This window comes from Pseudomonas sp. B22129 (assembly GCF_044218875.1).
In the GTDB taxonomy this organism is placed as follows: Bacteria; Pseudomonadota; Gammaproteobacteria; order Pseudomonadales; family Pseudomonadaceae; genus Aquipseudomonas.
The window spans coordinates 1,038,879-1,063,397 of sequence record NZ_CP162592.1 but is presented as its reverse complement, the minus strand read 5'-3'; the positions used below and the strand labels follow the sequence as shown (position 1 = coordinate 1,063,397).

Annotated in this window: 36 protein-coding genes and 1 pseudogene; 21 read left to right on the top strand and 16 right to left on the bottom strand. The window is 58.4% G+C overall.

Annotation, left to right across the window (positions count from 1 at the left end; all coding sequences use genetic code 11):
• Positions 1 to 51: 51 nt before the first annotated feature.
• From AB4P94_RS04895 to AB4P94_RS04820, 16 genes and pseudogenes are all read right to left on the bottom strand, one after another.
• Positions 52 to 1,086 carry a DUF1254 domain-containing protein gene (locus AB4P94_RS04895; RefSeq protein ID WP_395609627.1) on the bottom strand — a complete coding sequence of 345 codons (1,035 nt, stop codon included), beginning with the start codon at positions 1,084 to 1,086 and terminating at the stop codon, positions 52 to 54.
• Between the two features lie 146 nt (positions 1,087 to 1,232).
• Positions 1,233 to 2,204, bottom strand: coding sequence for a helix-turn-helix domain-containing protein (locus tag AB4P94_RS04890; protein ID WP_395609626.1), 972 nt, complete (start codon positions 2,202 to 2,204; stop codon positions 1,233 to 1,235).
• Between the two features lie 103 nt (positions 2,205 to 2,307).
• Positions 2,308 to 2,472, bottom strand: a pseudogene (locus AB4P94_RS04885) (MFS transporter); the annotation flags it as partial.
• Between the two features lie 415 nt (positions 2,473 to 2,887).
• Entirely contained in the window at positions 2,888 to 4,036 is a 1,149-nt protein-coding gene (gene xerC, locus AB4P94_RS04880) for a tyrosine recombinase XerC (protein WP_395609625.1), read from the bottom strand.
• The gene (locus tag AB4P94_RS04875; RefSeq protein ID WP_025858917.1) at positions 4,033 to 4,239 is read right to left on the bottom strand and encodes a hypothetical protein; all 207 of its coding nucleotides are present in this window, start codon (positions 4,237 to 4,239) and stop codon (positions 4,033 to 4,035) included. The genes xerC and AB4P94_RS04875 overlap by 4 nt, the downstream gene beginning before the upstream one ends.
• A complete protein-coding gene (locus AB4P94_RS04870; RefSeq protein WP_395609624.1) occupies positions 4,236 to 4,772 on the bottom strand; it encodes a hypothetical protein in 537 nt (178 codons plus the stop codon). Before AB4P94_RS04870 ends, AB4P94_RS04875 begins: the two co-directional genes overlap by 4 nt.
• Entirely contained in the window at positions 4,765 to 4,932 is a 168-nt protein-coding gene (locus tag AB4P94_RS04865) for a hypothetical protein (protein WP_395609623.1), read from the bottom strand. Before AB4P94_RS04865 ends, AB4P94_RS04870 begins: the two co-directional genes overlap by 8 nt.
• Positions 4,929 to 5,210 (bottom strand): hypothetical protein, encoded by a 282-nt coding sequence (locus tag AB4P94_RS04860; protein WP_395609622.1) that lies wholly within the window; start codon positions 5,208 to 5,210, stop codon positions 4,929 to 4,931. Before AB4P94_RS04860 ends, AB4P94_RS04865 begins: the two co-directional genes overlap by 4 nt.
• Positions 5,207 to 5,944: a metallophosphoesterase gene (locus tag AB4P94_RS04855; RefSeq protein WP_395609621.1), complete on the bottom strand. Its 738-nt coding sequence runs from the start codon at positions 5,942 to 5,944 to the stop codon at positions 5,207 to 5,209. Before AB4P94_RS04855 ends, AB4P94_RS04860 begins: the two co-directional genes overlap by 4 nt.
• A complete protein-coding gene (locus AB4P94_RS04850) occupies positions 5,941 to 6,471 on the bottom strand; it encodes a hypothetical protein (RefSeq protein ID WP_395609620.1) in 531 nt (176 codons plus the stop codon). Before AB4P94_RS04850 ends, AB4P94_RS04855 begins: the two co-directional genes overlap by 4 nt.
• A 259-nt stretch (positions 6,472 to 6,730) precedes the next feature.
• Complete coding sequence (locus AB4P94_RS04845; protein WP_395609619.1) at positions 6,731 to 7,444, bottom strand: Arc family DNA-binding protein; 714 nt, start codon at positions 7,442 to 7,444, stop codon at positions 6,731 to 6,733.
• Complete coding sequence (locus tag AB4P94_RS04840) at positions 7,441 to 7,773, bottom strand: hypothetical protein (RefSeq protein ID WP_395609618.1); 333 nt, start codon at positions 7,771 to 7,773, stop codon at positions 7,441 to 7,443. Before AB4P94_RS04840 ends, AB4P94_RS04845 begins: the two co-directional genes overlap by 4 nt.
• A 53-nt stretch (positions 7,774 to 7,826) precedes the next feature.
• Positions 7,827 to 8,654: an SPFH domain-containing protein gene (locus tag AB4P94_RS04835; RefSeq protein ID WP_060772807.1), complete on the bottom strand. Its 828-nt coding sequence runs from the start codon at positions 8,652 to 8,654 to the stop codon at positions 7,827 to 7,829.
• On the bottom strand, positions 8,651 to 8,899 hold the full coding sequence (locus AB4P94_RS04830; RefSeq protein ID WP_034111983.1) for a hypothetical protein: 249 nt from the start codon (positions 8,897 to 8,899) through the stop codon (positions 8,651 to 8,653). Before AB4P94_RS04830 ends, AB4P94_RS04835 begins: the two co-directional genes overlap by 4 nt.
• A 126-nt stretch (positions 8,900 to 9,025) precedes the next feature.
• Positions 9,026 to 9,337, bottom strand: coding sequence for a helix-turn-helix transcriptional regulator (locus AB4P94_RS04825; protein WP_395609617.1), 312 nt, complete (start codon positions 9,335 to 9,337; stop codon positions 9,026 to 9,028).
• 78 nt (positions 9,338 to 9,415) lie between these two features.
• Entirely contained in the window at positions 9,416 to 10,276 is an 861-nt protein-coding gene (locus AB4P94_RS04820) for a helix-turn-helix transcriptional regulator (protein ID WP_395609616.1), read from the bottom strand.
• A gap of 82 nt (positions 10,277 to 10,358) precedes the next feature.
• Between AB4P94_RS04820 and AB4P94_RS04815 the strand changes: the two genes are divergently transcribed.
• The 21 genes from AB4P94_RS04815 to AB4P94_RS04715 all read left to right on the top strand — a co-directional run bounded on the left by AB4P94_RS04815 (position 10,359) and on the right by AB4P94_RS04715 (position 24,508).
• Entirely contained in the window at positions 10,359 to 10,598 is a 240-nt protein-coding gene (locus AB4P94_RS04815; RefSeq protein WP_395609615.1) for a hypothetical protein, read from the top strand.
• A gap of 201 nt (positions 10,599 to 10,799) precedes the next feature.
• Entirely contained in the window at positions 10,800 to 11,120 is a 321-nt protein-coding gene (locus AB4P94_RS04810; protein ID WP_395609614.1) for a hypothetical protein, read from the top strand.
• The gene (locus tag AB4P94_RS04805) at positions 11,117 to 11,455 is read left to right on the top strand and encodes a hypothetical protein (RefSeq protein WP_395609613.1); all 339 of its coding nucleotides are present in this window, start codon (positions 11,117 to 11,119) and stop codon (positions 11,453 to 11,455) included. Before AB4P94_RS04810 ends, AB4P94_RS04805 begins: the two co-directional genes overlap by 4 nt.
• Positions 11,452 to 11,949, top strand: a complete 498-nt coding sequence (locus tag AB4P94_RS04800; protein WP_395609612.1) for a helix-turn-helix domain-containing protein — start codon at positions 11,452 to 11,454, stop codon at positions 11,947 to 11,949. The genes AB4P94_RS04805 and AB4P94_RS04800 overlap by 4 nt, the downstream gene beginning before the upstream one ends.
• Complete coding sequence (locus AB4P94_RS04795) at positions 11,946 to 12,722, top strand: ORF6N domain-containing protein (RefSeq protein ID WP_395609611.1); 777 nt, start codon at positions 11,946 to 11,948, stop codon at positions 12,720 to 12,722. The genes AB4P94_RS04800 and AB4P94_RS04795 overlap by 4 nt, the downstream gene beginning before the upstream one ends.
• Entirely contained in the window at positions 12,719 to 13,165 is a 447-nt protein-coding gene (locus AB4P94_RS04790) for a hypothetical protein (RefSeq protein WP_395609610.1), read from the top strand. Before AB4P94_RS04795 ends, AB4P94_RS04790 begins: the two co-directional genes overlap by 4 nt.
• A complete protein-coding gene (locus tag AB4P94_RS04785) occupies positions 13,162 to 13,764 on the top strand; it encodes a hypothetical protein (RefSeq protein ID WP_395609609.1) in 603 nt (200 codons plus the stop codon). Before AB4P94_RS04790 ends, AB4P94_RS04785 begins: the two co-directional genes overlap by 4 nt.
• 229 nt (positions 13,765 to 13,993) lie before the next feature.
• On the top strand, positions 13,994 to 14,485 hold the full coding sequence (locus tag AB4P94_RS04780) for an HNH endonuclease (RefSeq protein WP_395609608.1): 492 nt from the start codon (positions 13,994 to 13,996) through the stop codon (positions 14,483 to 14,485).
• Positions 14,482 to 15,240 carry a hypothetical protein gene (locus tag AB4P94_RS04775; RefSeq protein ID WP_395609607.1) on the top strand — a complete coding sequence of 253 codons (759 nt, stop codon included), beginning with the start codon at positions 14,482 to 14,484 and terminating at the stop codon, positions 15,238 to 15,240. Before AB4P94_RS04780 ends, AB4P94_RS04775 begins: the two co-directional genes overlap by 4 nt.
• Entirely contained in the window at positions 15,227 to 16,048 is an 822-nt protein-coding gene (locus AB4P94_RS04770; protein ID WP_395609606.1) for an ATP-binding protein, read from the top strand. The genes AB4P94_RS04775 and AB4P94_RS04770 overlap by 14 nt, the downstream gene beginning before the upstream one ends.
• Positions 16,045 to 17,481 (top strand): replicative DNA helicase, encoded by a 1,437-nt coding sequence (locus AB4P94_RS04765; RefSeq protein WP_395609605.1) that lies wholly within the window; start codon positions 16,045 to 16,047, stop codon positions 17,479 to 17,481. The genes AB4P94_RS04770 and AB4P94_RS04765 overlap by 4 nt, the downstream gene beginning before the upstream one ends.
• Positions 17,482 to 17,639: 158 nt before the next feature.
• The gene (locus AB4P94_RS04760; protein ID WP_395609604.1) at positions 17,640 to 18,251 is read left to right on the top strand and encodes a hypothetical protein; all 612 of its coding nucleotides are present in this window, start codon (positions 17,640 to 17,642) and stop codon (positions 18,249 to 18,251) included.
• 148 nt (positions 18,252 to 18,399) lie between these two features.
• Positions 18,400 to 18,879: a Panacea domain-containing protein gene (locus AB4P94_RS04755; RefSeq protein WP_395609603.1), complete on the top strand. Its 480-nt coding sequence runs from the start codon at positions 18,400 to 18,402 to the stop codon at positions 18,877 to 18,879.
• Positions 18,872 to 19,420, top strand: a complete 549-nt coding sequence (locus tag AB4P94_RS04750) for a hypothetical protein (RefSeq protein WP_395609602.1) — start codon at positions 18,872 to 18,874, stop codon at positions 19,418 to 19,420. Before AB4P94_RS04755 ends, AB4P94_RS04750 begins: the two co-directional genes overlap by 8 nt.
• Before the next feature lie 154 nt (positions 19,421 to 19,574).
• The gene (locus AB4P94_RS04745) at positions 19,575 to 19,946 is read left to right on the top strand and encodes a hypothetical protein (RefSeq protein WP_054917196.1); all 372 of its coding nucleotides are present in this window, start codon (positions 19,575 to 19,577) and stop codon (positions 19,944 to 19,946) included.
• A complete protein-coding gene (locus AB4P94_RS04740) occupies positions 19,946 to 20,263 on the top strand; it encodes a hypothetical protein (protein ID WP_395609601.1) in 318 nt (105 codons plus the stop codon). The genes AB4P94_RS04745 and AB4P94_RS04740 overlap by 1 nt, the downstream gene beginning before the upstream one ends.
• 60 nt (positions 20,264 to 20,323) lie before the next feature.
• Positions 20,324 to 20,506, top strand: a complete 183-nt coding sequence (locus AB4P94_RS04735) for a hypothetical protein (RefSeq protein ID WP_395609600.1) — start codon at positions 20,324 to 20,326, stop codon at positions 20,504 to 20,506.
• Positions 20,497 to 20,871, top strand: coding sequence for an HNH endonuclease signature motif containing protein (locus tag AB4P94_RS04730; RefSeq protein WP_395609599.1), 375 nt, complete (start codon positions 20,497 to 20,499; stop codon positions 20,869 to 20,871). The genes AB4P94_RS04735 and AB4P94_RS04730 overlap by 10 nt, the downstream gene beginning before the upstream one ends.
• Before the next feature lie 159 nt (positions 20,872 to 21,030).
• Positions 21,031 to 21,516: a phage terminase small subunit P27 family gene (locus AB4P94_RS04725; protein WP_028619174.1), complete on the top strand. Its 486-nt coding sequence runs from the start codon at positions 21,031 to 21,033 to the stop codon at positions 21,514 to 21,516.
• Positions 21,516 to 23,237 carry a terminase large subunit gene (locus AB4P94_RS04720; RefSeq protein ID WP_395609598.1) on the top strand — a complete coding sequence of 574 codons (1,722 nt, stop codon included), beginning with the start codon at positions 21,516 to 21,518 and terminating at the stop codon, positions 23,235 to 23,237. The genes AB4P94_RS04725 and AB4P94_RS04720 overlap by 1 nt, the downstream gene beginning before the upstream one ends.
• A complete protein-coding gene (locus AB4P94_RS04715; RefSeq protein WP_322143556.1) occupies positions 23,237 to 24,508 on the top strand; it encodes a phage portal protein in 1,272 nt (423 codons plus the stop codon). The genes AB4P94_RS04720 and AB4P94_RS04715 overlap by 1 nt, the downstream gene beginning before the upstream one ends.
• Positions 24,509 to 24,519: the final 11 nt, after the last annotated feature.

The window sequence follows — 24,519 nt, the reverse complement described above, 5'->3', positions numbered from 1 at the left end:
TTACTGTCCTTGGGTGCAAAACTCAGTCGTTCAGAGAGGCGCATGCGCCGGTTAGCGTGCAACGGGCTGCGGTTTTGGAAAGCGCCATTGGCCATTCAGAATCGGGTCGCTCGGCTGGTAAAGCCGGACCGTGTAGTTCCAGCCGGGTGGGGTTGGCAGGCAATTGGCGACCTTCGCGTCGCAACCGCCAAACTGGATAACAATCGAACCGTCTTGGCTTTTTTTGGCCGTGAGGTTGTTCAACGAGTAGGCGTCGTAGGGGTTTTTCTGGAAGTAACCGTCGGCGTTGTAAACGCTGACAGACCAGAAGCCGTTGACCGGAACGTCCCCGATCTTGAGCCGGTAGAGGGTTTTTCCGTCGTTCTCGGGCATCACGCCGCCGAGGTAGATGGCGTCCTTGGCCGGGTTGCCGCCCCAGCCGGTCGCGGTGCCAATCAGGTGGTGGATCGGGTTGACCTTGCCCTTGGGGCCAAACGACTGGTTGTAGTCAGGAAGCGTCGCACCCAGCACGGCGAGTGCATCACGAACCTTTGCCTGGCTCGCCGCGTCCCACTTCGGCACGATGAATTCGCCTGGCTTGGCCTGGCTGACCTGGATGGCGTTCTGCAGGGCATGCACCTTTTCAAGGTCCTTGGGGTCTGCGGGGTCGAAGAACGTGCGCACCGCCACAAAGACATAGCGTGTGCCGACAGCCTCTTTCGATAACGTGCGGCGGCCGGCGCCGTAAAAGACGGCGGGCACGTAGTGATCTTCATTGACCACCTGCGCCGACATGAAGCGCCCGCCAGCCTCCGGCAGCGTGAGCACGACCGGGCCGGCGTCCAGGTCGAACACCGCCGAGGAGTACAGGGTGTCGCGGTTCATCCGGATCACATTCTGTGCGTCGATGGGCACCGGTTCACGGCTATGAACAAAGCGGCCCAAACCGCCCTGCGCGACGATCTTGCCCATGTAGAGGTCGGACTCGGCACGTGCAAAATTATCCACGCCAACCGCGACTGTCGACGTCTGGGACGATTGAGCGTATGCACTTCCAAAAGCAGTCAGCGCCATGGTGAGAACGCAGGCCGTGGATGAAAGAGACATTGAAACCTCGTGGTTTGTAAGGGGGTATTTCCTCGCAAAACTGTATAAGAAGGTGTTTTTGGAAACTTGCCATTTGGTGCCAAAAGCGTGACGGGCGGGCACGCGAAAGCCGCACCGCAAAGGTGCCCAAGCGTCAGGCGAGGAGGTTAGAGGGTGGCGCGGTAACGCGACGGCGGGCTGCCGGTCCAGCGCTTGAAGGCTCGCGTGAAGTGCGCCGGGTCGCTGTAGCCGACCATGTAGGCGATTTCAGTCGCGCTGTATTTTCCGCTGGCGAGTAACTGAAAGGCTTCGTTGCGGCGGGTCTCGTCACGCAAGGCATCGAAGTCCACACCGCAGTGCTCCAGGCGCCTTTGCAAGGTGCGCACAGACAACCCGAGCGTCCGGGAGATAGTGAGCAGCCTGGACTGTTCCTGATCCGAAATCTGCCGCGCGAGCACATCCGCTGCGTCAGACGTCGACTTCAAGGCTTGGGTGGTTTTCCAGGCAATGTCCCGAACCGGCTGCAGAGGGATTTCGAGCAACTCACGATCAAATTCGATCATGTTGTACTCGGCATTCATTTCGAGGTTCGGGCCGAGGAATTCTTCAAGGGCCTCGTCGCCTTTCTCTCTCGCATTTTTCAGATGCACACGGATGGCACCGGGCGCGCCAGACAACAGCGGCACTTTGCGAAGCACCGCCAACGTGCCGAAAATCACCTGCTTCGGATCTGCTCCGTGGTGGCCGGTGAACTGCTGGATCAGCCTTGTCGTACGGCCTTCGGTGAGAATGGTCACTTCGCTGCCCTGGTGCAGCAAATCGGTATGCACCGCTGCCGACGCGCACGCTTGAGCGAGGTTGGTGGAGCCCAAAATCAAATCGCCCCACACACCGGTGGAACGCACCTCCGTCAAGTGCCCCACCACCGCACCGCCGAAGGGGTCCTGCGCCGCTGCCGCCATCTCATTGGCGATATGAAAACACGCCGCGCGCGGCACCCACGCCTCGGGGTTTTGAAACACCTGGGGTGAAATACCAAAACGCCGAAAAAACTCCAGCGGCGCCACCCCGCGCATACTCAAATAGGGGGCTATTTGCCGAAGCGTACTGAGCTTGATGGCAGGAGCGGTATTGGTCATGGGCGGCGTCTCAGCCAATGCTCAAAGCAGGCTAGCAGATGATGGCTCGGTTGATGGCGAAGTAAACACTATGGCCGGGCCCGCATCAAACCGGATCCCCGGCCAGTATCGAGTAGATAGCGTATGTCTCGATTCTGTCGTAGGCCCGGCCAGCCAACAGAATGCCAACGAGCCCGGCAAAACGGCTGATGAAGTCTATCGAGCCGTACCAACTGCCAATGATTTCCTTGGGCACGGTGAACTGGATGGCACTGGCTGTCGTCTTGAAAAGTCAGGCGCTGCCACGCCATGGAACATCAGGGATACGCAGGAAGCGCAGACGTCAGGCGTCTGAGGAGGGCCTGGCAACAGCGAAGATAGGGCGAAAAAGATGCGGGTGCTTTGTAGGCACTCCATCCCGAACCCCGGAAACAACAAAGCCCTCACATTTCTGCGAGGGCTTTGTTTTGTATGGTGCCGGCACCAGGAGTCGAACCCGGGACCTACTGATTACAAGTCAGCCACCCAACACAATAAACACAACGCGCTCAGCCGTAATATTGTACGCGTAGGCCACGGCTTAGGGTCATACTTTACGGATTCTCTCGCCTTTTTGTACGCGTAAAAGACTGGAGGAATGTCCAGCATTCTCTACCGTCTTCCTGTGGATAAGACTGTGAGCTGCTTCGGCTTTAATCAGTTGCTCAGTCGGCTGATGGGTTCACGGTCGGCACGCTCAAGTCGTAAACATCCATCATGGATTCATCCTTATGACCGGACGCCTGTTGCTTGTCTGCCCGGGTGCCCACCGTGTCGGTGATGCCCTTGCGCTTGAAGTCATGCATTCCGAAGCGCTGCTCCTCGGTGAGGATTCCTTTGTCGATCGCCTGGACGATCAGCCGCTGAAAGGCTGTGTCGAGCCCTGACTTCGACAACTGCCTGCCGGTGGCCGAGATGATCAGGAAGCGCTGGTCCGCACGGATCGGTACCGGCACACGCTTTCTCTCCCAGGTCTCAGACCTGACGGCTTTGGCCGCATCCCATGCGGCACGCAGCCGAGGTGTCCACCGAACGATATTGTCCCGACTTCCCTTGCGGCGGTTGGTCAGCACGCCTTCGGCGAGTTCGTTCTCGTCGGTGAGTGTGATCGTCTCGATACCGCGTAGGCGGCAGAGGTAGCCGATCTCCATCACGTACCACAGATAAGGCGAACACGCGCCAGGCTGGCCGCTCTTGAGCTGGCCCTGCTGCTTCGCGAACCTTATCAAGTTGACCATGACCGTATCGTCGGGCAGCCGGCGTTGCTTGCGCTCTTTGGGCGACTCGATGCCCTTTGCCGGGTTTTCCTTCACGAACCCACGGTTGCGGCCCCACTGCATTACGCGGCGCAGGTAGCGCAGGGCGTGTGCGGCCTTCGATGGCTTGCCTTCCTGGGCGATCTTGTCGATTACCCGCTGGATCAGCGCCGGGGTGAACTTGAGCACCGCCAGCTCGCCCAGCGGCTTGCCGAGCTTTGTCGGAAACGCCAGGATCACGTCGCGGGAGTAGACGTAGTCGTCGTGGGTGTTATCGCTGAGGCCCTTGTACTGGTCGCTCTTGTGGAACTCGTCACAGAGGTACTGCAAGCTGTCTCGGTCTACGCCGTTGCGCTCCTCGATCAGTCGGTGAAGCTCAGAAAGCGTCACATTGCCCGCGCACAGGTTCTGTCGCTGGCGCCGGCCGGCTTCGTTGAAATACAGGATGTACCAGCACCCCGCCCCGCGGTGGTCGAAATACACCGAGCGTGGCAGGGCCGCCTGGTCAATATGCCCAGGGATGTTCGGGTTGTGCTGGCGCTTCCTTCCTCGCTTCATACAATGTCCGCGTCATACTTTTCTTGATCGATTGGCTTGAGGCCGCCCGCCTGGTTTACCAGGTCGACGGTTGTCCAAGGCCCCTTTCTCCCGAGGAATATCCGTATTCCTTCCCCGCGCAACGCCTTCTCCACATCAGCACGCCGCGTATAGCCGGTGATCCGCTGCAACTCCTCAAACTCTATAACTCTAGCCGCGCTCATGTCTGCCCGCCTTCGTGTCGCGACACGTCTTCGGTGTCCGTGGATTGTGTCGCGACACTGATCATCGCGGAGTCGATAGAGCTGTCCACGTCCTCCTTGCGAAAGCGAACACCGGTAAACCATATCGGGGTGCTCAGGTAAAACGGATGCATCGACTCGCTCTTGTCGCGCAGCCACTGATACCGAGCGACATCCTTTCGCAGCGCCTCGTTCTCAGCGATCAAGGCCATCCTCTGTTCGTACTGCTTGCGCAGGATATCGTCCGGCACCAGCGTATGCCCCTGGACCTCGCCGCCCAGATATGCCAGCAGCGCCTCGGCTTCGTCGTGGTACATGTGGCGCTCGGATTGGTTCTCGCCCTGGTCGTGCTCACCGTCAACGAAGCGCTTTAGCAGGAAGGCCAGCGAGTTGCGTTCGGTTCGCAGGGTAACGAATGCAGACGCCGCTTCTGGCGTTTGGCAGCCGCCATGCGGGGAGCACATTCCAGGCGCCTGGCAGCGGGTCATTGATTTACGACAGATCAGGTCATTCATGGCTCTCGCCTCGCTGAAAATGGTCAGCCAGCACCCGGCGAGCGTCGATCCCGCACGATGCCGACATTGCGTATATCTGCCCGAACGTGGTTTCCCGGCGCTGCAGGGCGTTGAACAGTTCGATCAGGCGCTGCCCCTTGGTGCCGTTGATGCGACTCATAGCTGGAACCCTTTTTCATGTGGGAGCAGGCCGGGGCTCAATTGCTCGTTTTGGCACATGGAAGTTGCCAGAGAAGCCCGCGCCGCTTGTCTTTCGTCGGTGGTGCTGCTGGTGGGCGTCTGTAGGAGCGAACTGTCCGGCAGGCAGCTGATACCGGTGTTGTTCAATATCCAGCAGGTGACGCCGCGCACGCTGTCGTGCTGCACGTCGATCACCTGTTCACCGGCCGAGGCCTGGCCAACGATCAGCAGCAGGATCATGGTGATGATGGTTTTCATGGTCGAGACTCCCAGTCCCAGTTCAATTTCGGGTTCACCGGCGGGTAGCACTGCAGTGTGGTCAGGTCGATCAGCGTGAAGTGGCCACCCATCCAGGCGCCGGTGTCAATGTGGTAGACGTTTCCAAGGATCGCCGGCTGGCGCACTGGGGTGTGCCCGACGATGACAGCCCGAACGCCTATGACGTTGGTGCGAACCTCTCCAGTGATCCGGCCACGCGACCATTGAGCAACTGCCTGGACGTGTTGAGATTCGGCAGGTCCAGATTTTTCGATCGCCCAGGTAAACTCAGGCCAGTTGCCGTAAGGGCAGTCCGCGTGCACGACCCCCACAAGGCCCTCTGCCGTGACAACTTCAATTGCTACCGGTAGGTCAGCCAGCAGGGCGGCGTAGCAATCACGCTCTACGGATGGCAGCCCGAGCATCCAGGCGCCACCGTTTGCGATGTGCATTTCGCTTGCACGTCCGTCCGGATCGAAGTGGTGGGCATCTACGACCATCGCCTCGTGGTTTCCCTGGACGGAGAAGAACCACGGCTTGGCCAGCCAGGTATCCACCTCGGCAGACTCTGGCCCGCGGTCAACCAGATCTCCCACGCTGAACAGGCGATCCACGGCAGGATTGAACCCGACAGCATCCAGCGCGGCCTGCAGCTTGGTGAAGTAGCCATGAATATCCCCGACGGCGAAGTCTCGGCCGGCGGTGTTGAGCTCGAATCGCTGAAGCTTGTTCATGCGCGAGCCTCCACGGCGATCATAGCCAGCTGGGCCAGCAGGTCATCGGTGCGGCCATAGAAACGTCCGGTGTCCTCGTTGATGAACTGGCCCAGCACCTCTGCCACGGCCGGGCTGGCGGTCAATCCGCCTAGGTCGCAAACTGCTACGCTCGTAGCAATATCGGTCGATGGCTCATGCACAAAGGCGTCAGCCTTGATCTGCAACACCTTCACCGGACGTATGCCGTTGCAGCCGCTGACCCAGTTGGTGTCTGGCACCGCCCACGGGTACATGCCCATCAGCCAGGCCGTCGCCGCGTTTTCTTTTTGGGTGCTGGACCAATACTGATGAGAGCCACGGAACGCCTGCGGCGCGGCCTCACACATGCGGTGATTCCAATCCGGCAGCTGGAGCAGATTGCTCCGCATCAGGTTCAGCTCCTCAATGCTCGGGATATGCCAGCCCCAGGTGCCACGGATGTTCATGCCCAGAACCTTGGTGGCAATGGTGCAGCCTTCCGCGCTCATGGCGAGGGTGTTGGCCATACCGTCAGAGCGATGGGTTGCCCCACGGATGCGTGGTCGCGGGCCTTCGTGGTCCCACCAGTGCGCGGCAGTCTCGAACTCTTGACCCGCATCGATCAGCGCGTACTCGGCGCCGTCGAAGTAGATCCTGCCCGCGTAGAAGCCGCCGGCGAACGGCTGGCCGATGGCGGGCAGGGCAGGGCAGCGGGGGATATCTGTCGGCGTTTCATCGCGCTATCTCCAGTGCGGCCGAAGCCGCGAAAGCAATTGAAGGAATGAATTACTGAAGGACTCTGCGGACAGGGCGCGCGAGCCGCTCGTAGTGCTTGGCGCTGGAGTCGAGCCAGCCACCTTCAAAGACCATGATGTAGGCGTAGTAGGCGGAGCGCTGCGTGCTGCTGATGTACCAGTCCTTCTCGAAAGATTCAGGCAGGTACAGGTAGCCGTGATGAAGTTCGCCAGAGGAGGGCAGATAGAAGTCGTCGTGCCCGTCGCAGGTGTAGGCGTATGCAGCGTCGGCGGCCGGGTGCGAGCCGTCGCGATTGACCAGGATGGCGGTGTTCTTGCGCCCATCGATGTTGCTGGTGTTCTCGACGTTGGTGCCGTACTCGCCGTAGGCGTGCCTGCCCACGTCCACACTGGCAAAGATGATGTGGCACAAACCTTCGGGGTAGTGGCGCAGGCCGCCGTAGATCCCACCCTGTCCAGGCCAGTATTCGCCGATAGCTGGCGTAGTCATGCCCACCAATGAATCGACGCGATCGCGAGCATCTGTATAAGGTCGGATCGGGGTGGTGACAGTGTTGGCCAGCGCGTCGAGCAGGATTTGCTGGCGGTTCTGCCCATCCAGGTACTGGCGCACGGCCTGGATGAAAACGCTATTCATGCTGCGGTCGCCGGCGTTCGCTGCGGCTTCAATGTCGGCGCGCAGGCCGTCGGGCAGGCGCACCACAAACTTATCGGCGGTGCGGGAATCGTAATTTGTGGCGCTCATAGGGATACTCCCGGCTCATCCTTGGTTGCATTGATGGCAGCGATCACCATGAAGAACGACACCAGGAAGCTCGATGCCGCAAGAACTGGGTGACCGCTTACTATCAGCGCATATACCTGCAGCCCTGTTGATAGGACGCTAATCCACGCGTGGCTCAGCAGCTTCTTTGCGACGTCACCCTTGATCAGGCCGGACAGAACGCCGATCCAGGCGAGCGCTGTCATCACCATCAGCACGTAGAACACAAAGTCCTGCGCTGGAGCAGGGCCCAGTAGAAGGCAAAGGCTAAGCACAAGGCTGATCCATGCCGATATCAGTTTCTGTTTCATGCGGATCTCCTGGCCGATGGCGCACATTTGCGCCACCTGCCGTTGGTGGTCGGTTACTTGCCGATGCCAATGAATGGGGTGGCGGTGCCACTGGTCATGTACACGGGCAGTTTCCCGTCCCATTTCTCAATAGCGTTGAGCTCAACCACACCCGGGTTCTTCCGCAGCGCCTCGCCGCGAATGTTCAGCGACTCAGCTTCCCCCTGGGCTTTGAGGATGGCGGCGTCTTTGTCGCCCTGGGCGGCGGCGCGCACCTTGGCGGCTTCTGCCTCGGTCTGGCGCAACTCGTTCTCACGCTGCTGGGCCTTCTGGGTGGCGGTGATGCTGGCGTTGAGCGCCTCGACCACCTGGGGCGGCAGGACAATTTCGCCGTTCAGGTAAAGCGACTCGACCACGATGCCCTTGCTGTCAAAGTGTTGCTGAACCTGGGTCTCGATGGCTTTCAGGAAAGCTTCTTTGCCCGGGCCATAAACCTCAGACGCCTTGACCTTCGATCCGGCGTTGTTGAAGGCATTGCGCACCACCTGCGGCACGTTCACCTCAATGATTTCATCCATCGACTTGCGGTAGGTCTGGAACAGCAACGGGGCGGCGCCCTGCTTGGCGCGCAGCGTGATCCCGATCGGGGCGCTGATCGTCATGCCGTCCCGGTCCTGGAACTTGACCTGCTGCAGGTTGAAGTTCTGGTTGAAGGTGGGGAACAGGAACAGTTCCTCGTTCGGCGTGAGCCACTTGTAGCCGACAGTGGCCTCAGAGGGCGCTACCCCCTTGTCGCTGCCCATCAGGTTGACGATGACGCCGGTATAGCCGGCGGGCACCTTTGAGCACCCCGCCGTGATGGCGAGCAGGCACAGCATTGCAATGGCGGCAATCCGCTTCATTGGTCTTTCTCCGTGGTTTTGGCCGGTTGGCCGGGTTTTGGTGTGGTGATGTGCAGGAACAGGCAGGCGCTGGCGATCAGCCAGACGGCGGTTCCAAAGAAGGCGCCGACAACGTCCAGGTCGGAGGAGCTGCTGATAAGGTCGCGGGCAGCAAAAAGTAGCCAGCCCAGGGACACGCTGATGTAGATCAGGATCGCCATCAACAACTTGAAAAGCTGGAACGGGGTAAGGGGTTTACGTGACATTCACTTTCTCCAGGGCGAACAAAGGCCCGCCGCGTTGTTGGCTTTCGCAAAAAATCAGGTTGGGTTAGGCGCTCAGCATTCGCTGATCCACTGGACTACGCCCGGCAGAAGGCGCACGCCGCTGGATCAGGCGACGAACACTCCTTGCTCGGCTTGGTGATCTTCTGGGGCGGGCTCTGGATTGGGCGAGGAATTGACGCAGAATGAGATTATTCCCAAACGCATTGCCTCAGCGACTGCTGCTGACTCAGAAACAGCGTTGAGTTTGAAGCGAACGGACTTCATGCGCTGGACGATAGTGTGATGGGAGCGATCGAGGTCGCGGGCAACCTGTTTGGCGGTCTTGCCGGAAGCCTTGCCCATTAAGGACATAAGTTCCATGACTGCCAGGCCCTTGTCGGTAAAGGCCTTCCAGTTGCCATAGGTGAGTGCGTTCATGCTGTCCATCTCCAAAAGTTCGTGGAATGGACTTTAGCATAATGCTTAATCATGTAAATAGCTTTTTGCTTAATTTTTTTACGCGAACATCGCCCACCAGAATACTCGGCCGATTATCATCAGTTCCTGAGTTTCAATCTGCTCCCAGGTGTATTCCTCATCCGGGAACTCATCCCGGTTGAAGCTGCGAACTCTGATGCCGGAAGGGGTTCTGTAGAGCTGCTTGACCCTGAGCTGCCCGGAATGACTTATCGCGTAGAGATCACCGTCTGTGATCGTCCGATTTCCACGGTCAACCCCAACGGTTGCTCCATTTTTTAGGATGGGTTCCATGCTGTTGCCCTTGATTGGCACGCAGACAGCATTTGCTGGGTCAACGTTGTGTCGCTTGAGGCTATGTTTTCCAAACCGCAGCTTTGCATGACTACTTTCTTCAATCACGGTGCGACCGCTCCCTGCAGAAAGCTCTACTTCCTTCAGGAAGGGGATGTATACCTCGTCGTAGTCCAATGGGGTTTCGTCGTCCCACGTCGATATCTGTACCAGTTCAGCGTGATCGGCCTCCTGGGTATCAGTTAGAGCGTCACCCAGAACCCGGCCAATTCTCTCGAGTTTCGCCCGCATTGCCTTGGTAGAAATCATCCCCTCAGCGTACTGCTCTGCTGTTTCCCCTTTGGCGGGGAAGCCAGGGCTAAGCTCTCGAAGATTGCGGACCTCTTCCTCGGTATGAGGTGTATCCATCCATCCTCTTCGCAGGTAGAGCATCTCCTCAATCTTACGGGCCAATTTGTCGCCGATTTCCCGCTTGGGGGTCGCCGACAATAACTGGCTGAGCATTGCCGGACTTACCTCAAGCGCGACGGCCAGCATCTTTCGGGACACGAAATGCTTCTGAATGTGTTCAAGATTTTGGCGGCGTATCTGCTTTGAATCCAGCATCAGTTCCTCGCTTGCTTAAATAATGGTTGCCAAAATTAAGCGTTTTGCTAATCTTCGCAGCATCGCTCAAAAGAGGTTTCCCATGGACAACCACACATTGGCGGCCTGGATGAAAGGTCGTAGTGCAGGCGAGCAATCTGAGCTGGCCAAGGCCTGCGACACCAGCGTTGCTTACCTCAAACAGATTTCCTGCGGCATGCGACGGCCTTCTGAGGCGTTGGCGGAAGCAATCCACCTTGCCACCAAAGGTGAGGTTGCTGCTATCAGCTTCTTTCCACGGCTGCTTCGCCTCACCCTGAACCACGGTGTGATTATCACCTGAAAACAAGCATTTTGCTAACAGCCTACAAATAGCCTGTTTAGGCATCCAGTATCGGAGTTTCACAATGGCAGCATCGATCCACCTTTTATTTTCTGGCTAGCCCGAACGGCAGGCAATAAAAAACCCGCTGTGGAGGCGGGTTCTTAGTCGCTACCAGTGTGGAGCTGGTGGCTTTGGTACTTCTTCGTTCTGGAGAACGATATGACGCACGCAAAAAATAGCACCGCCCAACAAACAGTGCAACTCCCAAAGCTCAAGCCTTGCACTTTTGGGGAGGAGTACACCGATCTTTTCAGCATCAACCCTGACGCAAACTTAATCGAAGCGCTTTCGGTTGCATCCGATCTGTCGGACGGAATCAGCCAGTTGTGCAGCCGTCTTGCCTACGCAATCAACGATGGAGAGATCGCTTTTCTCTCCGAGGTTCGCACCCTGGGCTTTATTGGCGATGTTGTCTCTGCGCTGACTCGCTCGGCCGAGCGCGGGCTCAAGGCGGCATACGAAGCGGAGGACGCACAATGAAACCTCCAATGTGGAACCAGTTACTGGTCAACGTTGAACGCGAGTTCCCATCTACCTTCGCGAAGGGGGCAAAGCTCACGCCTGCCCAGGTCGAACAGCTCCAGTGCGTAGAGAACGCCAGCGACGAGTTCCAGATCAGCACACTGAGCGGAGTTGCCGCTATCGGTGAGCTCATCGCGCATGCGGCAAATCAAGGCGAACTGTCTGATGAAGTCGCCATGAATGCTGGCTGGCTTATCAATTCGCTGGCGCTCCTGTCCATGTCCATGGCCGAGGCCGGCGCTGCCGCCGCCTACAAGCTCCAGAACATCCCTCACCAGGGAGCCGCCAAATGAACGAGCCACTACCTACCATGCAAGAGGCTTCGCAAGAAGCGGAGTTTCAGCTGTGTGCGGCCAAGGATGTGCTCGAGTGGCAGCACGCACTGATCAAGGCCATGCACCTAGATCACCTGCACGACGGCGGAAAAGGGATTGGTGACTTGTTCCAGGTGGCGAAATACTTCAACGACACCGGATTCGGCGGGGTTTATAGCGCTATCGACCAGTTCAGGGTTCTCGGCGAATCCGCGCCACAAAATACGCAACCCGAAAACGTGGCGCGGATCCCGGTGGGGCTTGAGGTTTCACTTGCCGACCGCGTCCTCCTGGCGCGGGAGTCTGCTGGCCTCAGTCAGGCCGATCTCGCGAAGTTGGTCGGCACTCGCCAGACCTCAATCAGCCAAATCGAAAGTGGCAAAACAAAACGCACCTCCTATCTCGCAGAAATAGCTCGCGCCTGTCTAGTGGATATTCACTGGCTCGCCTTCGGATTGGAGGGTGACCAATGAACACGATCACCATCCACCAGACCCAGCTGCCCATCGTTGAGTATCGCGGCCAGCGTGTTGTCACGCTCGCCATGATCGATCAGGTACATCAGCGTGTCGATGGTACAGCGGCTCGCAATTTCCGCGAGAACCGCCAGCGGTTCATTGATGGTGCTGACTACTCTTTGCTCGCCAAATCGCAAAACCTTGAAATCCAAGGTTTAGATGCCGAGATCCCAAACAGAGGGCTGATCGTGCTCACAGAGCAGGGCTATCTGATGATCGTCAAATCCTTGACCGATGACCTGGCCTGGGACGTTCAGCGGCAGTTGGTAAATCGATACTTCCGTGCTGCGCCAAAACTGGCACCTGCACTGCCCGGCGACTACATCAGCGCCCTGGAGCATCTGCTGGCATCGAAACGCTCAGAGCGGTTGGCGATCGATGAGCGCGACAAGGCCATCGAAACCAAGGCCGAGATCGGTTCGCGCCGAGAGGCAACGGCGATGGCCACAGCGTCAGCAGCTGTTCGCCAGGCCAACCAGTTGAAGGAAGAGCTCGGGCGCGGCCTACGGCAGGCCACGGTCGCCGCCGTGGAGAAGGTCTGCAAGCGCAAGTTCGGCAAGCAGGGTTTCCGCCCACTGAAGAACTGGTGCGCTGAGAAAGGAGTGCAAGCCCCGAAAGTCCACGACCCGCGTTACGGCTGGGTTCGCTCCTGGCCCGCAGCTGCCTGGGCAGACGTTTACCAAATTGACCTGGCTGACCTGTTTGGCGCCGACGGAGATTCCCAATGATCAAAAACAGTCCTGTTGTCGCCAGTCTCACCATGGAGATCGCCGCGATCATCCGACAGCACCTCAGCGTGCCAGAACCAACAGCAAAGGGCGGCGACCTGGTATCGCTCGTCCAATCCTACTGGCGCATCCATAACCTGATTGATGCCCCGGAAGACAAGCCTCGCACAAAGCGTCACCCGTTGAACCAAGGGCAATTGATCGACTTGGAGCGCGTCTCGCTGACCATCTACCGACAAATCATGGCGTTGACCGGGCTGAGCTTCTATCCGGCATGGCAAGTCTGCGTGGCTGCCGTCCGCATTGAGGCGGCAGGGGGGCTACTTGATTCCGAGATTGGCGTGTCCGAGGTAGATCGGCTCAAGAAATGGGTGGATGAACTTGGCTTCAAAGCCCAGATCATTGCCGAGCGCTGGATGGTGGAAGAGGGGGCAACAGCATGAACAACGTTATCGATTTCCCAAAGACTACCGCCGCTGAAACCATCGACCAGGCCTTCTTCGAGAAATTCGCCGATGCCGCGCTCCTGCTGAAGTGCTTCGAGTGCGTCAAGGACGCGACGGAGTTCGTTGAGGATGGCGGCGCTATCGAAGTGCGTGATGACGTGTACGTCGGGCTGATCGAAGCGTACTGGGCGCTGAAGGTCCTGTTTGAACGCAAGACTGGCGGCGACGCCAAGAAGATATCCGACGAGCACTGGGATATCGCCAGCAAGTGCTTGCTGGCCGGCCAGGAGCCGCCGGACATGCATATCCCGATCGCCGAAGCATTCGTCCGGCCCACGCCGCCCGAGCAATACAACCAGCTCAGCAACTTGGCGCTGGCTTGCGCAGCTTTCAATGCTGGGGACAAGGTCCGCATGGGGTCACATGGAACGTTGGCGGCACTAAACGCCCAGATCACTGCCACGGTTGCCGTGGAGGCGATCAACGTCACTACTGCGCTGGGCATCCTGGTGCGCCGTCTTTCCGGCGGCACGCTGACGGATATGGCTCAAATCGTCAGCAGGATCAACGGCACCGGCTCGGAGACACTGCAATGACTACTCCCCTGGAATCAACTACCGGAATCCCGGTAGTTACCCCCACCACCGCCGAGGTGGTCGCCGGCCCCTGGCCCTGCTATTCCAACTGCCGCCATCTTCCTGAGCGCGAACGTTGGGAGATCTACGCCATGGCGAAGGCGTCACGCGGCGCCCTGGAGGACCGTGGCGTCGTCATGGCCGAGACTTATGACGCGTTCATCGCCCGGGTAACGCGGGAGTTGGGCCTATGAGTATGGAAACAATGATTTGGGCGCTGGCGCAGCATAGCCTCGAGCCTGTCGATAAGTTCGTCTTGCTGTGCATGTGTGACGGTGCGCAAGACAACCGCGCTACGGTCGCTGACGCGAGCATTGCTCGTTACACCAACCTTCCTGAGTGTGAAGTACAGCATGTCATTGACCGTCTCGTGCGCCTGGGATTCGTGCTCAGGCACTCCCTTGGTAAGTACATCCTGACGATGCCCGTCGACGCACCGATTGCGCGGACCTACCGCAAGAAGGTCATAGGTTCGAGGTTGCGGCTTACGGTTTTCGAGCGCGACGGGTATGAATGCCTGCGCTGCAAGAGCCAGAAAAACCTGAGGGCGGATCACGTACTCCCGGAAAGTGAGGGCGGCGAGACTGCGCTGGAAAATCTCCAAACTCTATGCGCCACCTGCAATAGCTGGAAGGGCACCAAAACAATTGACTTCCGTGAATTGCCGAGGGTTTCCGCATGAGCATCATTCGCGCCCCTCGCCCCGAGGGAAATTTCTACCTGCTCAACAAGACGATCAGCGAGGACCAGCGCCTGAGCTGGGGCGCTCGCGGGATGTTGGTGTTCCTGCTGGGTAAGCCCGACCACTGGAAGGTCTCCCCGGCGCACCTGCGCGGCGAAACTGCAAGCTCTGCAAAACCAACTGGTCGGGACGGTATTTATGGCCTTCTGGATGAGCTTATCAACGCTGGCTACGTGCGCCGAGAGCAGCCGCGTACCGAGGCTGGCGTGCTTGGTGAGGTCACCTATCTGGTGTCTGAATCACCGCTTCCGGATTTACCGTATCCGGCTGAACCGCTTCCGGCTCGACCGCATACGGCAAATCCGACACTAGTAAGTATTGAAGGTAAGCAAGGACTGAGAAAAGCAGTAAGTACTGAAAACCCTTCGGGTGGGGATAAGGGAAAGACTGGGAAGTTCGATCCACTGACTGCCAAACCGGCAAACGCATCGGAACAAGCCTGGGCTGACTTCTGTGAAATGCGGAAGGCCAAGCGCGCACCACTGACCCTGCGAGCCTGTGAGTTGATCGCCAAGAAGCTGGCCAACCACCCAGAACCCGACGCGGTGCTGGATAAGTCCACCACCAGCAGCTGGTCGGATATCTACCCAGACTCGGTACTTCCTGGAGCGGGCGCCAAGGCCGGCAATCACCAGAGCGCCGTCCTCAGCGTGCCAACCCATACCCAGGAGATGTATCCCAATGACCGTTTCTAAATTCATCATGACGCCGGAACTGGCTGAAACCCGTGAAAAGTTGTGCGGCATCCCTGGGCACTTAGCGTTCAAACAGTCGCTGGTCGAGCAGTTCGACGGATCGTGGACGCTCAGCACCTGCCCGGCCTGCCGCTGGCAAGCGCTGTACAACACACCGAAGGACCGCGATGAGCATCTGCGAGCGGTAAAGGAGGTCGCTGAAGAGCGCTTGAATCAGGACCTCATCGCCACGGGCATCACGCCACGCTTTCGCAAGTGCAGCCTGAGCAGCTACGTCACTGGCGACGACAAGGCCAAGCAGCGTGCGCTGAGCATCTGCCGCAAGTATGCCGAAGGCTTCGAGGGCCACTTGGAGGCTGGGCGCGCCCTGATGCTGATGGGCGAGATCGGGACCGGTAAGACGCACCTGGCCTGCGCAATCTTGCAATGCATTGTCCGCAACCATGGCTTTTCCGGTCTGATCGTCACCGCCGAGTCGATCACCCAGGCTGTGACCGACAGCTTCCGCAACAACTCGGGGCCGACCAAGACGGACCTGATCAACGAACTGGCCTCTGTCGACCTGCTGGTGATCGATGAGGTCGGCGTGCATAGCGTCCGCGCTGGCAAGGACTTCACGCCCAGTCTGCTGCATGAGGTGATCGATCGCCGGTATCAACTGATCAAGCCGACGATCCTGGTGAGCAATCAGAAGCCGGATGATCTGCACAACTTCATCGGCCCACGCGCCGCTGATCGCCTCCGCGAAAACGAGGGCCTGCTGGCGCCGTTCACCTGGAAGTCGGCGCGGTCGGGAGGCTTGGCATGATGGATTACCCTGAAATTGACGACTCTTCATCGTCCTACCAGCAGGTTCCCGACTCGGCGCTCTACAGCCATGAGGCGGAATACGCCCTCATTGGCAGCATGATTCAGCACCCCGATCTGATCGACGATGCTGGCGGAAAGCTGTCAGTTGGGGATTTCCATCACCCTGCCTGCGCGGAGTTGTTCGAGGTCGTCTCGGGACTTCGCTCCAAGGGTCGCGCAGTCGACGTTGTGACGATTTGCGAGGCGCGACCACACCTGGCTGATGGGCAGAGCTCACTGGCGGTCGCAGGGCTTCTTGTGCAGAACACCCCCAGTGCGGCGAACTTTGATGAGTACGGCAGGATCATCAAGCAGCGCTCGGTTGCCCGCCGGGTTATCGCCGCAGCGAGAATCATGAGTCAGCGGTTGATTGATGGCGAGCCACTTGACGAGGTGATGAGCCAGGGCCAGCAGGCTTGGGTTTCGCTTGAAGCGGAAGGGCTCGACTCGCGCCGCCGGTATCGCTTCATCAAGGACGTTCTTCCCGAGGCAATCGATGGCGTAGATCGCCGATTCAACCGAACGGAAAGTCTTGGGTTCGATACCGGCCTGCCGTCTCTGGACGAATTCATCCCCGGCATTTGCCCTGGCCATGTGGTCGTGGTGGCCGGAACACCTGGTAGCGGCAAGACAACTCTGGGGCTTGGTATTGCTGAGCGTGTCGCGCTAGTCAAAAAGGAACCGGCGCTGGTGTTCTCACTGGAAATGACCGACGTGGAGCTGACGAACAGGTCTCTAGCCTCGGTCGGCAGTGTCCAGCTGAAGCACATCAGCGAAGGCCATTCGATGACCGACGCTGATTGGCCGGGCCTAACCTCGGCGGTGAACAAGCTTATGGACGCCCCGCTGATCATGTGTGATGACTCGTCGCTTACCCTGCGGGACATTCGCCAGATCTGCCGGACAGTGAAGCGCGAGCATGGGCTGGCGTTCGTCGCCCTGGATTACATCGGCCTGGTCAACGGCGAAAGCAAGTCGTCCAGCCGATACGAAACGGTCACCGAGATCAGCAAGGGCCTGAAGCGTCTGGCCAAAGAGCTGGCGGTGCCCGTCGTGGTGCTGGCCCAGCTCAACCGAGGCCCGAGCAATCGCCCCAACAAGCGCCCGACCAAAAGCGACCTGCGCGACTCCGGGCAGATCGAGGCCGACGCCGACGTGGTGATCCTGGTGCATCGCGACGGTGAATCCGATGCCGGTAAGGCCGGCGTCACAGAACTTATCGTCGACAAAAACCGCCACGGGCCGACGGGTTCCTGTCGTGTTCAGCACCAGGGCGCCTATCACCGGTTTGTTGAGCTTATCGGCAACCCGTATCCATCAGAGGAAGAGGTCGAGATGGGGCGCCCACTCGCCAGCAAGTACAAGGGGAGGAGGACTGATGAGAAGTTCTGATCTGTTAGACGGAATCGCCCAAGGCCCGGATGCCGCGCAGACAGGCGTTAGATTCCAATATTCACGTTTTCCGCTACAGGCCATGTATTGCGGGGCCTGCGCCCCGCATCCACAAATTGTGACTGTGGAGGTTTGTAAAGGCCTCGGGAGTGCCGCAAATGAGTAACGTAACGGCGGCATTGCCGCGCAAGATGCTGGCGGACTTCAGCCCAGGGGTGTATCGATCCGTTATGTCGGCAATTGTTCGGGTTCTGGCTGCTGACAACATCGATAACTCGACCAAGCAGAGCTGGCAAAAGCTGATCGACTCCGGTCCTCGGACTGGCGGGTTCAGGGCATTGCTCTCCGCCCGCGACCAGTTTGATTACGACTGCTGCCTGCATGCGCTACTGCACCGCGAGCTGAGCACCGCCCACTGGGACATCCTGGTTGGGCGGTACTCGACCAGCAAAGGAAACCGCGTGGGGGCGATCTCCCGGACTATCCCGCGCATCGCTTCGCCGGCGCCCGCCCTATTCATCTACAAGGCAACCACGGTCTGGTTTATCCCGAAGATGAAAGGCAAGCAGGGCAAACGCTCCACCGACGTAGCGATCCTTCCTGACGAGTTCTACGACATCAACACCTGGGACGTAGAGGCCCGCCCTGACTCGACCCGTGGGCGGTGGAGGCTTGGCATCCACAAACGACTGGATGCGATGGAGGAGGGTGCCGTAATTCATGTCACGGAAATGCTGGAGCGCGAACAGCTTCTTGAAAATTATGCCTAGGCCCAAATTGTAAATACTAGTTGCCCCCCTCTTGCCGCGCTGAGTCAGGGGGGTGTACCTTCTTTAAAAGGGGCTTGTCATGGCTGTTTTTTGCTTTAGAATGCGGCGCCCCTAAAAAACCATCTAACCGAATGCAAAGGAGAGACGAATGACCTCAGCTATCGCTGTTGCACAAGCTTTCCTTGATCTGGCAGCCAAGGAAGGACGATCCCTGACGAACATGCAGCTTCAGAAGCTGGTGTTTTTCTCCCATGGGATTCATTTAGCCGCTTTCGGTGAAGCTCTCATTCACGATCCCGTGAAAGCTTGGGACTTTGGGCCGGTTATCCCGCCGCTATACGAAAAGCTCCAAAGATTCGGTCGCGGAAACGTGGCTAGAGAGCTTGCCCCTGAGACTCGCGATACGCTTGATCCTGCTGGTAAAGAGTTTCAAGCCATTCGAGCGGTGTGGAAGGCGTACGGTGAAAAAGACGGGTGGTCCCTTTCGGAAATATCCCATCTTGACGGATCTCCGTGGGACGAAATCTGGAACAAGCGGCGGATGAGGTATTGCGAGATACCGAACGATCTTATCCGGGGCTACTACTCGGACCGAGTCAAGCACACAGGAACCTCCCAGGTTGCCTGAAGAAGATCAGACTCCTACAGCAGAAACGATAATAGCGGCAGGCTTGGAAGGCCTGCCGCCGTTAGAAATTGAAGTTGTGCCAGAAGATGTTCGACCTTCCAAAAGAAGCACGCCTCCTCAAGCAGAAGATCCAGACCCAGGGAGAAGCCTTGATGACTATAAATTCAAGCGCCTTGAGACTGAGATTGACGACCTATCGCAGCAGTTGAGCGAGAGGAAAGATCTTCACTCCATTCGAACCAAGCATGCGTGGTTGCTGTTTGGACTGACTATTGGCTGGGTCGGAGTAATCTGGCTGGTCGTGCTGCTTCAAGGTTTTGGGCAGTGGTTTTTGCCTTTCCCTGCCCCCTCATCAGATGAGAGCTACCTGAAGTTCAGTCTGTCCAACACAGTGATCGTTGCGTTTATGACGTCGACGACAGCTACGGTCCTCGGGCTTTACGGCATTGCCGCTTACTGGCTGTATGGCAAAAAACCTCCGGTTAGATCCGAAAAGTCTGACACAGACAAAAAAGATGGCAAGGACACAGATCGAGATTGACAGTAGTGAGCAAATGAGCGAAATTGCCATCCATCATCTGATCCCTGCGCGTAACGGGGATTGAAAAAAAGCCCGGCCATTGAGTCGGGTTTTTTTATGACCAAAATTCAGAGCCCAGCCATTGTGTTGGGCTTTTTCGTTTCTGGAGTATCGGATGGATCCAAACGACCTCGGCCCTGGCGCCTTTGCTTGGCTGGGCGGCAGCGGCACCATCCTGCTCGGCGTCTTTCTCTGGCTGAGGAAGTTTCTCTCCAGGGATGCCACAGAGCGCGTCATGGACAATGCCGACATTGGCACCGTGCGGCGCCTGAACGAGCTGCTTGATTCGGAGCGTGTCGCTCGCAAAGAGGCCGAGGCCCGAGCCGATCAGTTCGCCAAAGAACGCAATGAACTGGCCGCAGCTGTAGGTCGGATGGAAGGGCGCATTGATGCGCTGACCAGTCAGGTCGCTCAACTCACTGACAAGGTGACATCGCAGAGCCAGGAGATCTCCCGGTTGCGCACTCAGCTTGGAGGTAACAACTGATGGAAAGATGCGCAATCAACTTCATCGCCCGCCATTGGTGGAGGCGCTTCGAGGTCTGGGTCATCGCGCTAGCTCTCGTTGGTGGCGGCGCCATCTTTGGCTACCAGGCCGCGTACTGGTCTCTTGCCGAGAAGCAGAGCAACCAGGTCACCGACATCCGCAAGGCCTACGACACTGCCATGGAAGAGCGAGACAAGCGTCTTGAAGAGCTGACCCGAAAGACCGGCACTGCCGCTGACAAGGCGTCGAGGGCAGCAACTACAGCTGCTCAGGCTGCGGACAAAGCGGACGAAGCACTCAGCCGAGTGGGTCAGTGATGGCTTGCAGTGGATGCGCCTCCCGGCGCGAATGGCTCAATAAGATGAAGAGGCTGGCCTATGAGCGAGCAACCGAACTGCTTACAGGCCGAGATGCTGGCCGAGATGAAGAAGCAAACCGCACTGCTGGAGCGGATGGAGACGCATCAAGCGATGCTGATCCAGGCCCTGGAAGAGGATCAGGGCGAGCAAGACCCTGATGCCCGCCCGCTAACGTACATGGACGGCACCCCGTGCCGCTGAGACCGCAGAAGCCATGCAATGCCCAGGGCTGCAACAAGCTGACGCGCAACCCTCGGTACTGCGATGAACATGCCCACCTACTTAAGAGTTCGACCTGGGCCAAGCCTCGAGAGAGCAGCACCAAGCGTCACTACAACTACAAGTGGCAGCAGGCAAGGGCAGGCTGGCTGGCAAAGCATCCGCTGTGCAGGTGTTGCGAGCAGGCAGGCAAGGTGGTTGCCGCGACCGATGTTGATCACGTCATCCCACACAAGGGCGACATGGTTCTGTTCTGGGACCGGAACAACTGGCAGAGCCTCTGTGGTCCGTGTCACTCCAGCAAGACGGCCTCCGAGGATGGTGGTTTCGGCAATTCCCGGCGCTGAAAGCAAAAAAAACCAGAAAAACCAGTGAAAAACGATCAAATGAGAACGATTCGCGCAGAAAGGGAGGGGGAGGGTCGAAAGTCTGGGCCTTTTCGCTTCTAGACCGCGCCCTCAATCGTTTTTTCACACCCGCGAAATTAAAAATTCAGGAGTTGCGCGATGGGAGGCACCGCCACGGTCGCCGGCCGTGGTCGCAAACCCAAGCCAACGGCCAAAAAAGCACTCGCCGGAAACCCCGGCAAGCGCGCGCTGAATACAGCCGAGCCGCAGTTTTCCAAGATCACCCAGATCGACCCACCGGATTGGTTCAGCCCTCGGGCAGCCACTATGTGGAACATGATTGTTCCAGAACTACTGCGCGAGAACGTGGTTGCGATCACGGACCTGCACAACGTCGAGGCCTTCTGTAGCGCCTACGACAACTGGCGGCTTGCGCAGGAATCGATCACGCAGCATGGCATCGTCGTCACCGGTGCCACGGGGGGGCCGATGAAGAATCCCGCGCTTACCGCCGCGAATGAAACGATGCGCCAGATGGTGACCTTTGGTTCGATGCTGGGCCTGGACCCGGCCAGCCGCACCCGACTGATTGGCGGCAACAAGGAGAAAGAAACCAACGAATTTGCCAACCTACTGAGAACCTGATGACCAAATCTACCCACCCCAATGTCGACAAGGCAACGGCGTGGGCTCGGTCATTGCTCCGCGGTAAGGTGCCGGCGTGCCGTTATATCCACCAGGCAGTGCAGCGCCACTTCGATGATCTGGCGGCCAGCCGCAAGCGCGGTTTCCGTTTCAAGTTCGATCCGGCGAAGGCAGAGAAAAAGCTCAAGCTGATGCAGTTGCTCCCGCATACCAAGGGCGAGTGGGCATTCAAGCGTCAGCTGATCACGCTGGAGCCTTGGCAGCTTTTCGGCCTGGCCGTTACATTCGGCTGGGTCAAGAAGAAGGGCGGCCACCGCCGGTTCCGTGAAAGCTACTGGGAAGTGCCCAGGAAGAACGGAAAATCAGTGGTTGCCGGTGGTGTTGGCATCAGCATGTTCGTTGCCGATGGCGAATTCGGTGCCGAGGTGTACGCCGGTGCGACCACAGAGAAGCAAGCGTGGGAGGTTTTCCGGCCCGCCAAGCTGATGGTCAGCAAGTCGCCGATGCTGATTCAGGCCGCCGGCATCGAGGTGAACGCCTCGAACATGAACATTCCGTCCGACTTCAGCCGGTTCGAGCCATTGATCGGTAACCCGGGCGACGGTGCATCGCCGAGCTGCGCCATCGTCGACGAATACCACGAACACCCAACCTCGGCCCAGTACGACACCATGCTCACAGGCATGGGCGCCCGGCGTCAGCCGCTGATGTTCATCATCACCACGGCCGGTGCCGACATTGAAGGCCCGTGCTACGACAAGCGCCGTCAGGTCGTTGAGATGCTGGCCGGTACCGTGCCGGACGAAGAGTTGTTCGGCTGGATCTGGACGCTCGACGAGGGCGACGACTGGACCGATCCGAAGATGCTGGCCAAGGCCAACCCGAACCACGGCGTCTCGGTGTTTCAGGAGTACCTGGAGAGTCAGCAGGCGCGAGCCATTCGCTCTGCCCGCTTTGCCAACACCTTCAAAACGAAGCACCTCAACCTCTGGGTAAGTGCCAAGTCCGGCTTCTACAACATGGAAAGCTGGAAGGCATGCGAAGACACGTCGCTGACCCTGGAACAGTTCGAGGGGCAGGAGTGGATTGCCGGTTTCGACTTGGCGCGAAAGCTCGATATGAACTCGAGAGCCCGGTTGTTCTGGCGCGTCATCGATGGGAAGAATCACTACTACAGCATCGCGCCGAAATTCTGGGTTCCTTACGACACAGCGTTCAACACCGATAACAAGCGGATGGCCGAGCGATTCCAGGCTTGGATTCACACCAAGCATTTGGAGGTGACCGACGGTGCCGAGGTCGACTACCGCGAGATCCTTGAAGACACCAAAGAGGCAAATCATCACGCGCCGGTGCGTGAATGCCCGATTGACCCCCACGGTGCTACGGGGCTAAGCCACGATCTGGATGACCAAGGTTTCAATCCGGTCACGATCACGCAGAACTACACCAACATGTCCGATCCGATGAAAGAACTGGAGGCCGCGATAGAGGCCGGCCGTTTCCATCATGACGGCAACCCGATCATGACCTGGTGTATAGGCAACGTTATCGGCAAGAACTTGCCAGGCAACGATGACGTCGTACGCCCGATCAAGCAGGGTGATGACAACAAGATCGACGGCGCCGTTGCGCTGATCATGACGATAGGCCGCATCCTAGCGAACGCTGAGGTGCAAGGCTCTGTCGACGACTTCCTCTCCAGACCGATGAGCATGTAATGGCAGATACCGACTACAGCATCGACCTGCGCACGCGCAGTCCCTTCTGGGCGCGTATGGCGAGCTTCTTCACCGGTGGGCGCCTAGTCACTCCTAACAAGGGGTCGCAGACGGGGCCGGTATCGGCGACCGGGCAAGTTGGCGACTCTACGCTGACCGACGAAAGATCCCTGCAAATCGCTACCGTGTTTGCCTGTGTTCGCCTCATATCAACCGTCACGGCCGGCCTGCCTCTTGCGGTGTTCGAAACTAAGGGCGATAGCCGAAATAAGGTTGGCCTCGACAACCCGCTGGCCAGGCTTCTCTGCTACAGCCCGAATCAGTACATGACGGCCGTAGAGTTCCGTGAAGCAATGACCATGCAGCTTTGCTTCTATGGCAATGCCTATGCGCTCGTCGAGCGCAATAGCGCAGGCGACGTCATCAGCTTGATGCCGCTTCTATCCGCCCAAATGGATGTCAGGCTGGATAACAAAAAGGTTGTTTACCGGTATAGGCGTGACACCGAGTTCGCCGATTTCAAACAAGCGGAGATCTTCCACCTCAAGGGTTTCGGCTTCAATGGTCTGGTCGGTCTTTCGCCAATTGCATTCGCATCGAAGACGGCAAGTGTTGCCGTGGCGATGGAGGATCAGCAGCGGGACTTCTACGCCAACGGCGCCAAGTCTCCTCAGTTGCTTATGACCGGCGACGGCAAGGTGCTGAATAAGGAACAGCGTGCGCAAGTCGAAGAGAACTTCAAGGAGATATCCGGCGGGCCGGTCAAGAAGCGGCTGTGGATTCTCGAGGGCGGCTTCACTACCCAGGCCATCGGCGTGAGCCCTCAGGATGCCGAGACAATGGCGGCGCGCAAGTTCCAGGTGAGTGAAGTGGCGCGCTTCTTTGGCGTTCCACCCCATCTTGTTGGTGATGTGGAGAAGTCCACAAGCTGGGGCTCTGGTATCGAGCAGCAGAACCTTGGATTCCTGCAGTACACCCTTTCGCCTTACATCAATCGGTGGGAGTACGCGATTGAGCGCTGGCTTCTAAAACCGTCCGATCTGGGAAGGCTGCACGCCGAACATAACCTGGAAGGGCTGCTGCGAGGCGACTCCACTGCGCGCGCCAACTATCTTAAGACTCAAGTTGATACAGGCTTGCTCACCGTGAATGAGGGGCGCCGCCTGGATAACCGACCTGCGCTGCCTGGTGGCGATGTCGCAACGCGCCAATCGCAAAACATACCACTTACCCAACTTGGCCAAACAAACCCCGCACCTAGCGGGGTTTAGTTTTTCTGGAG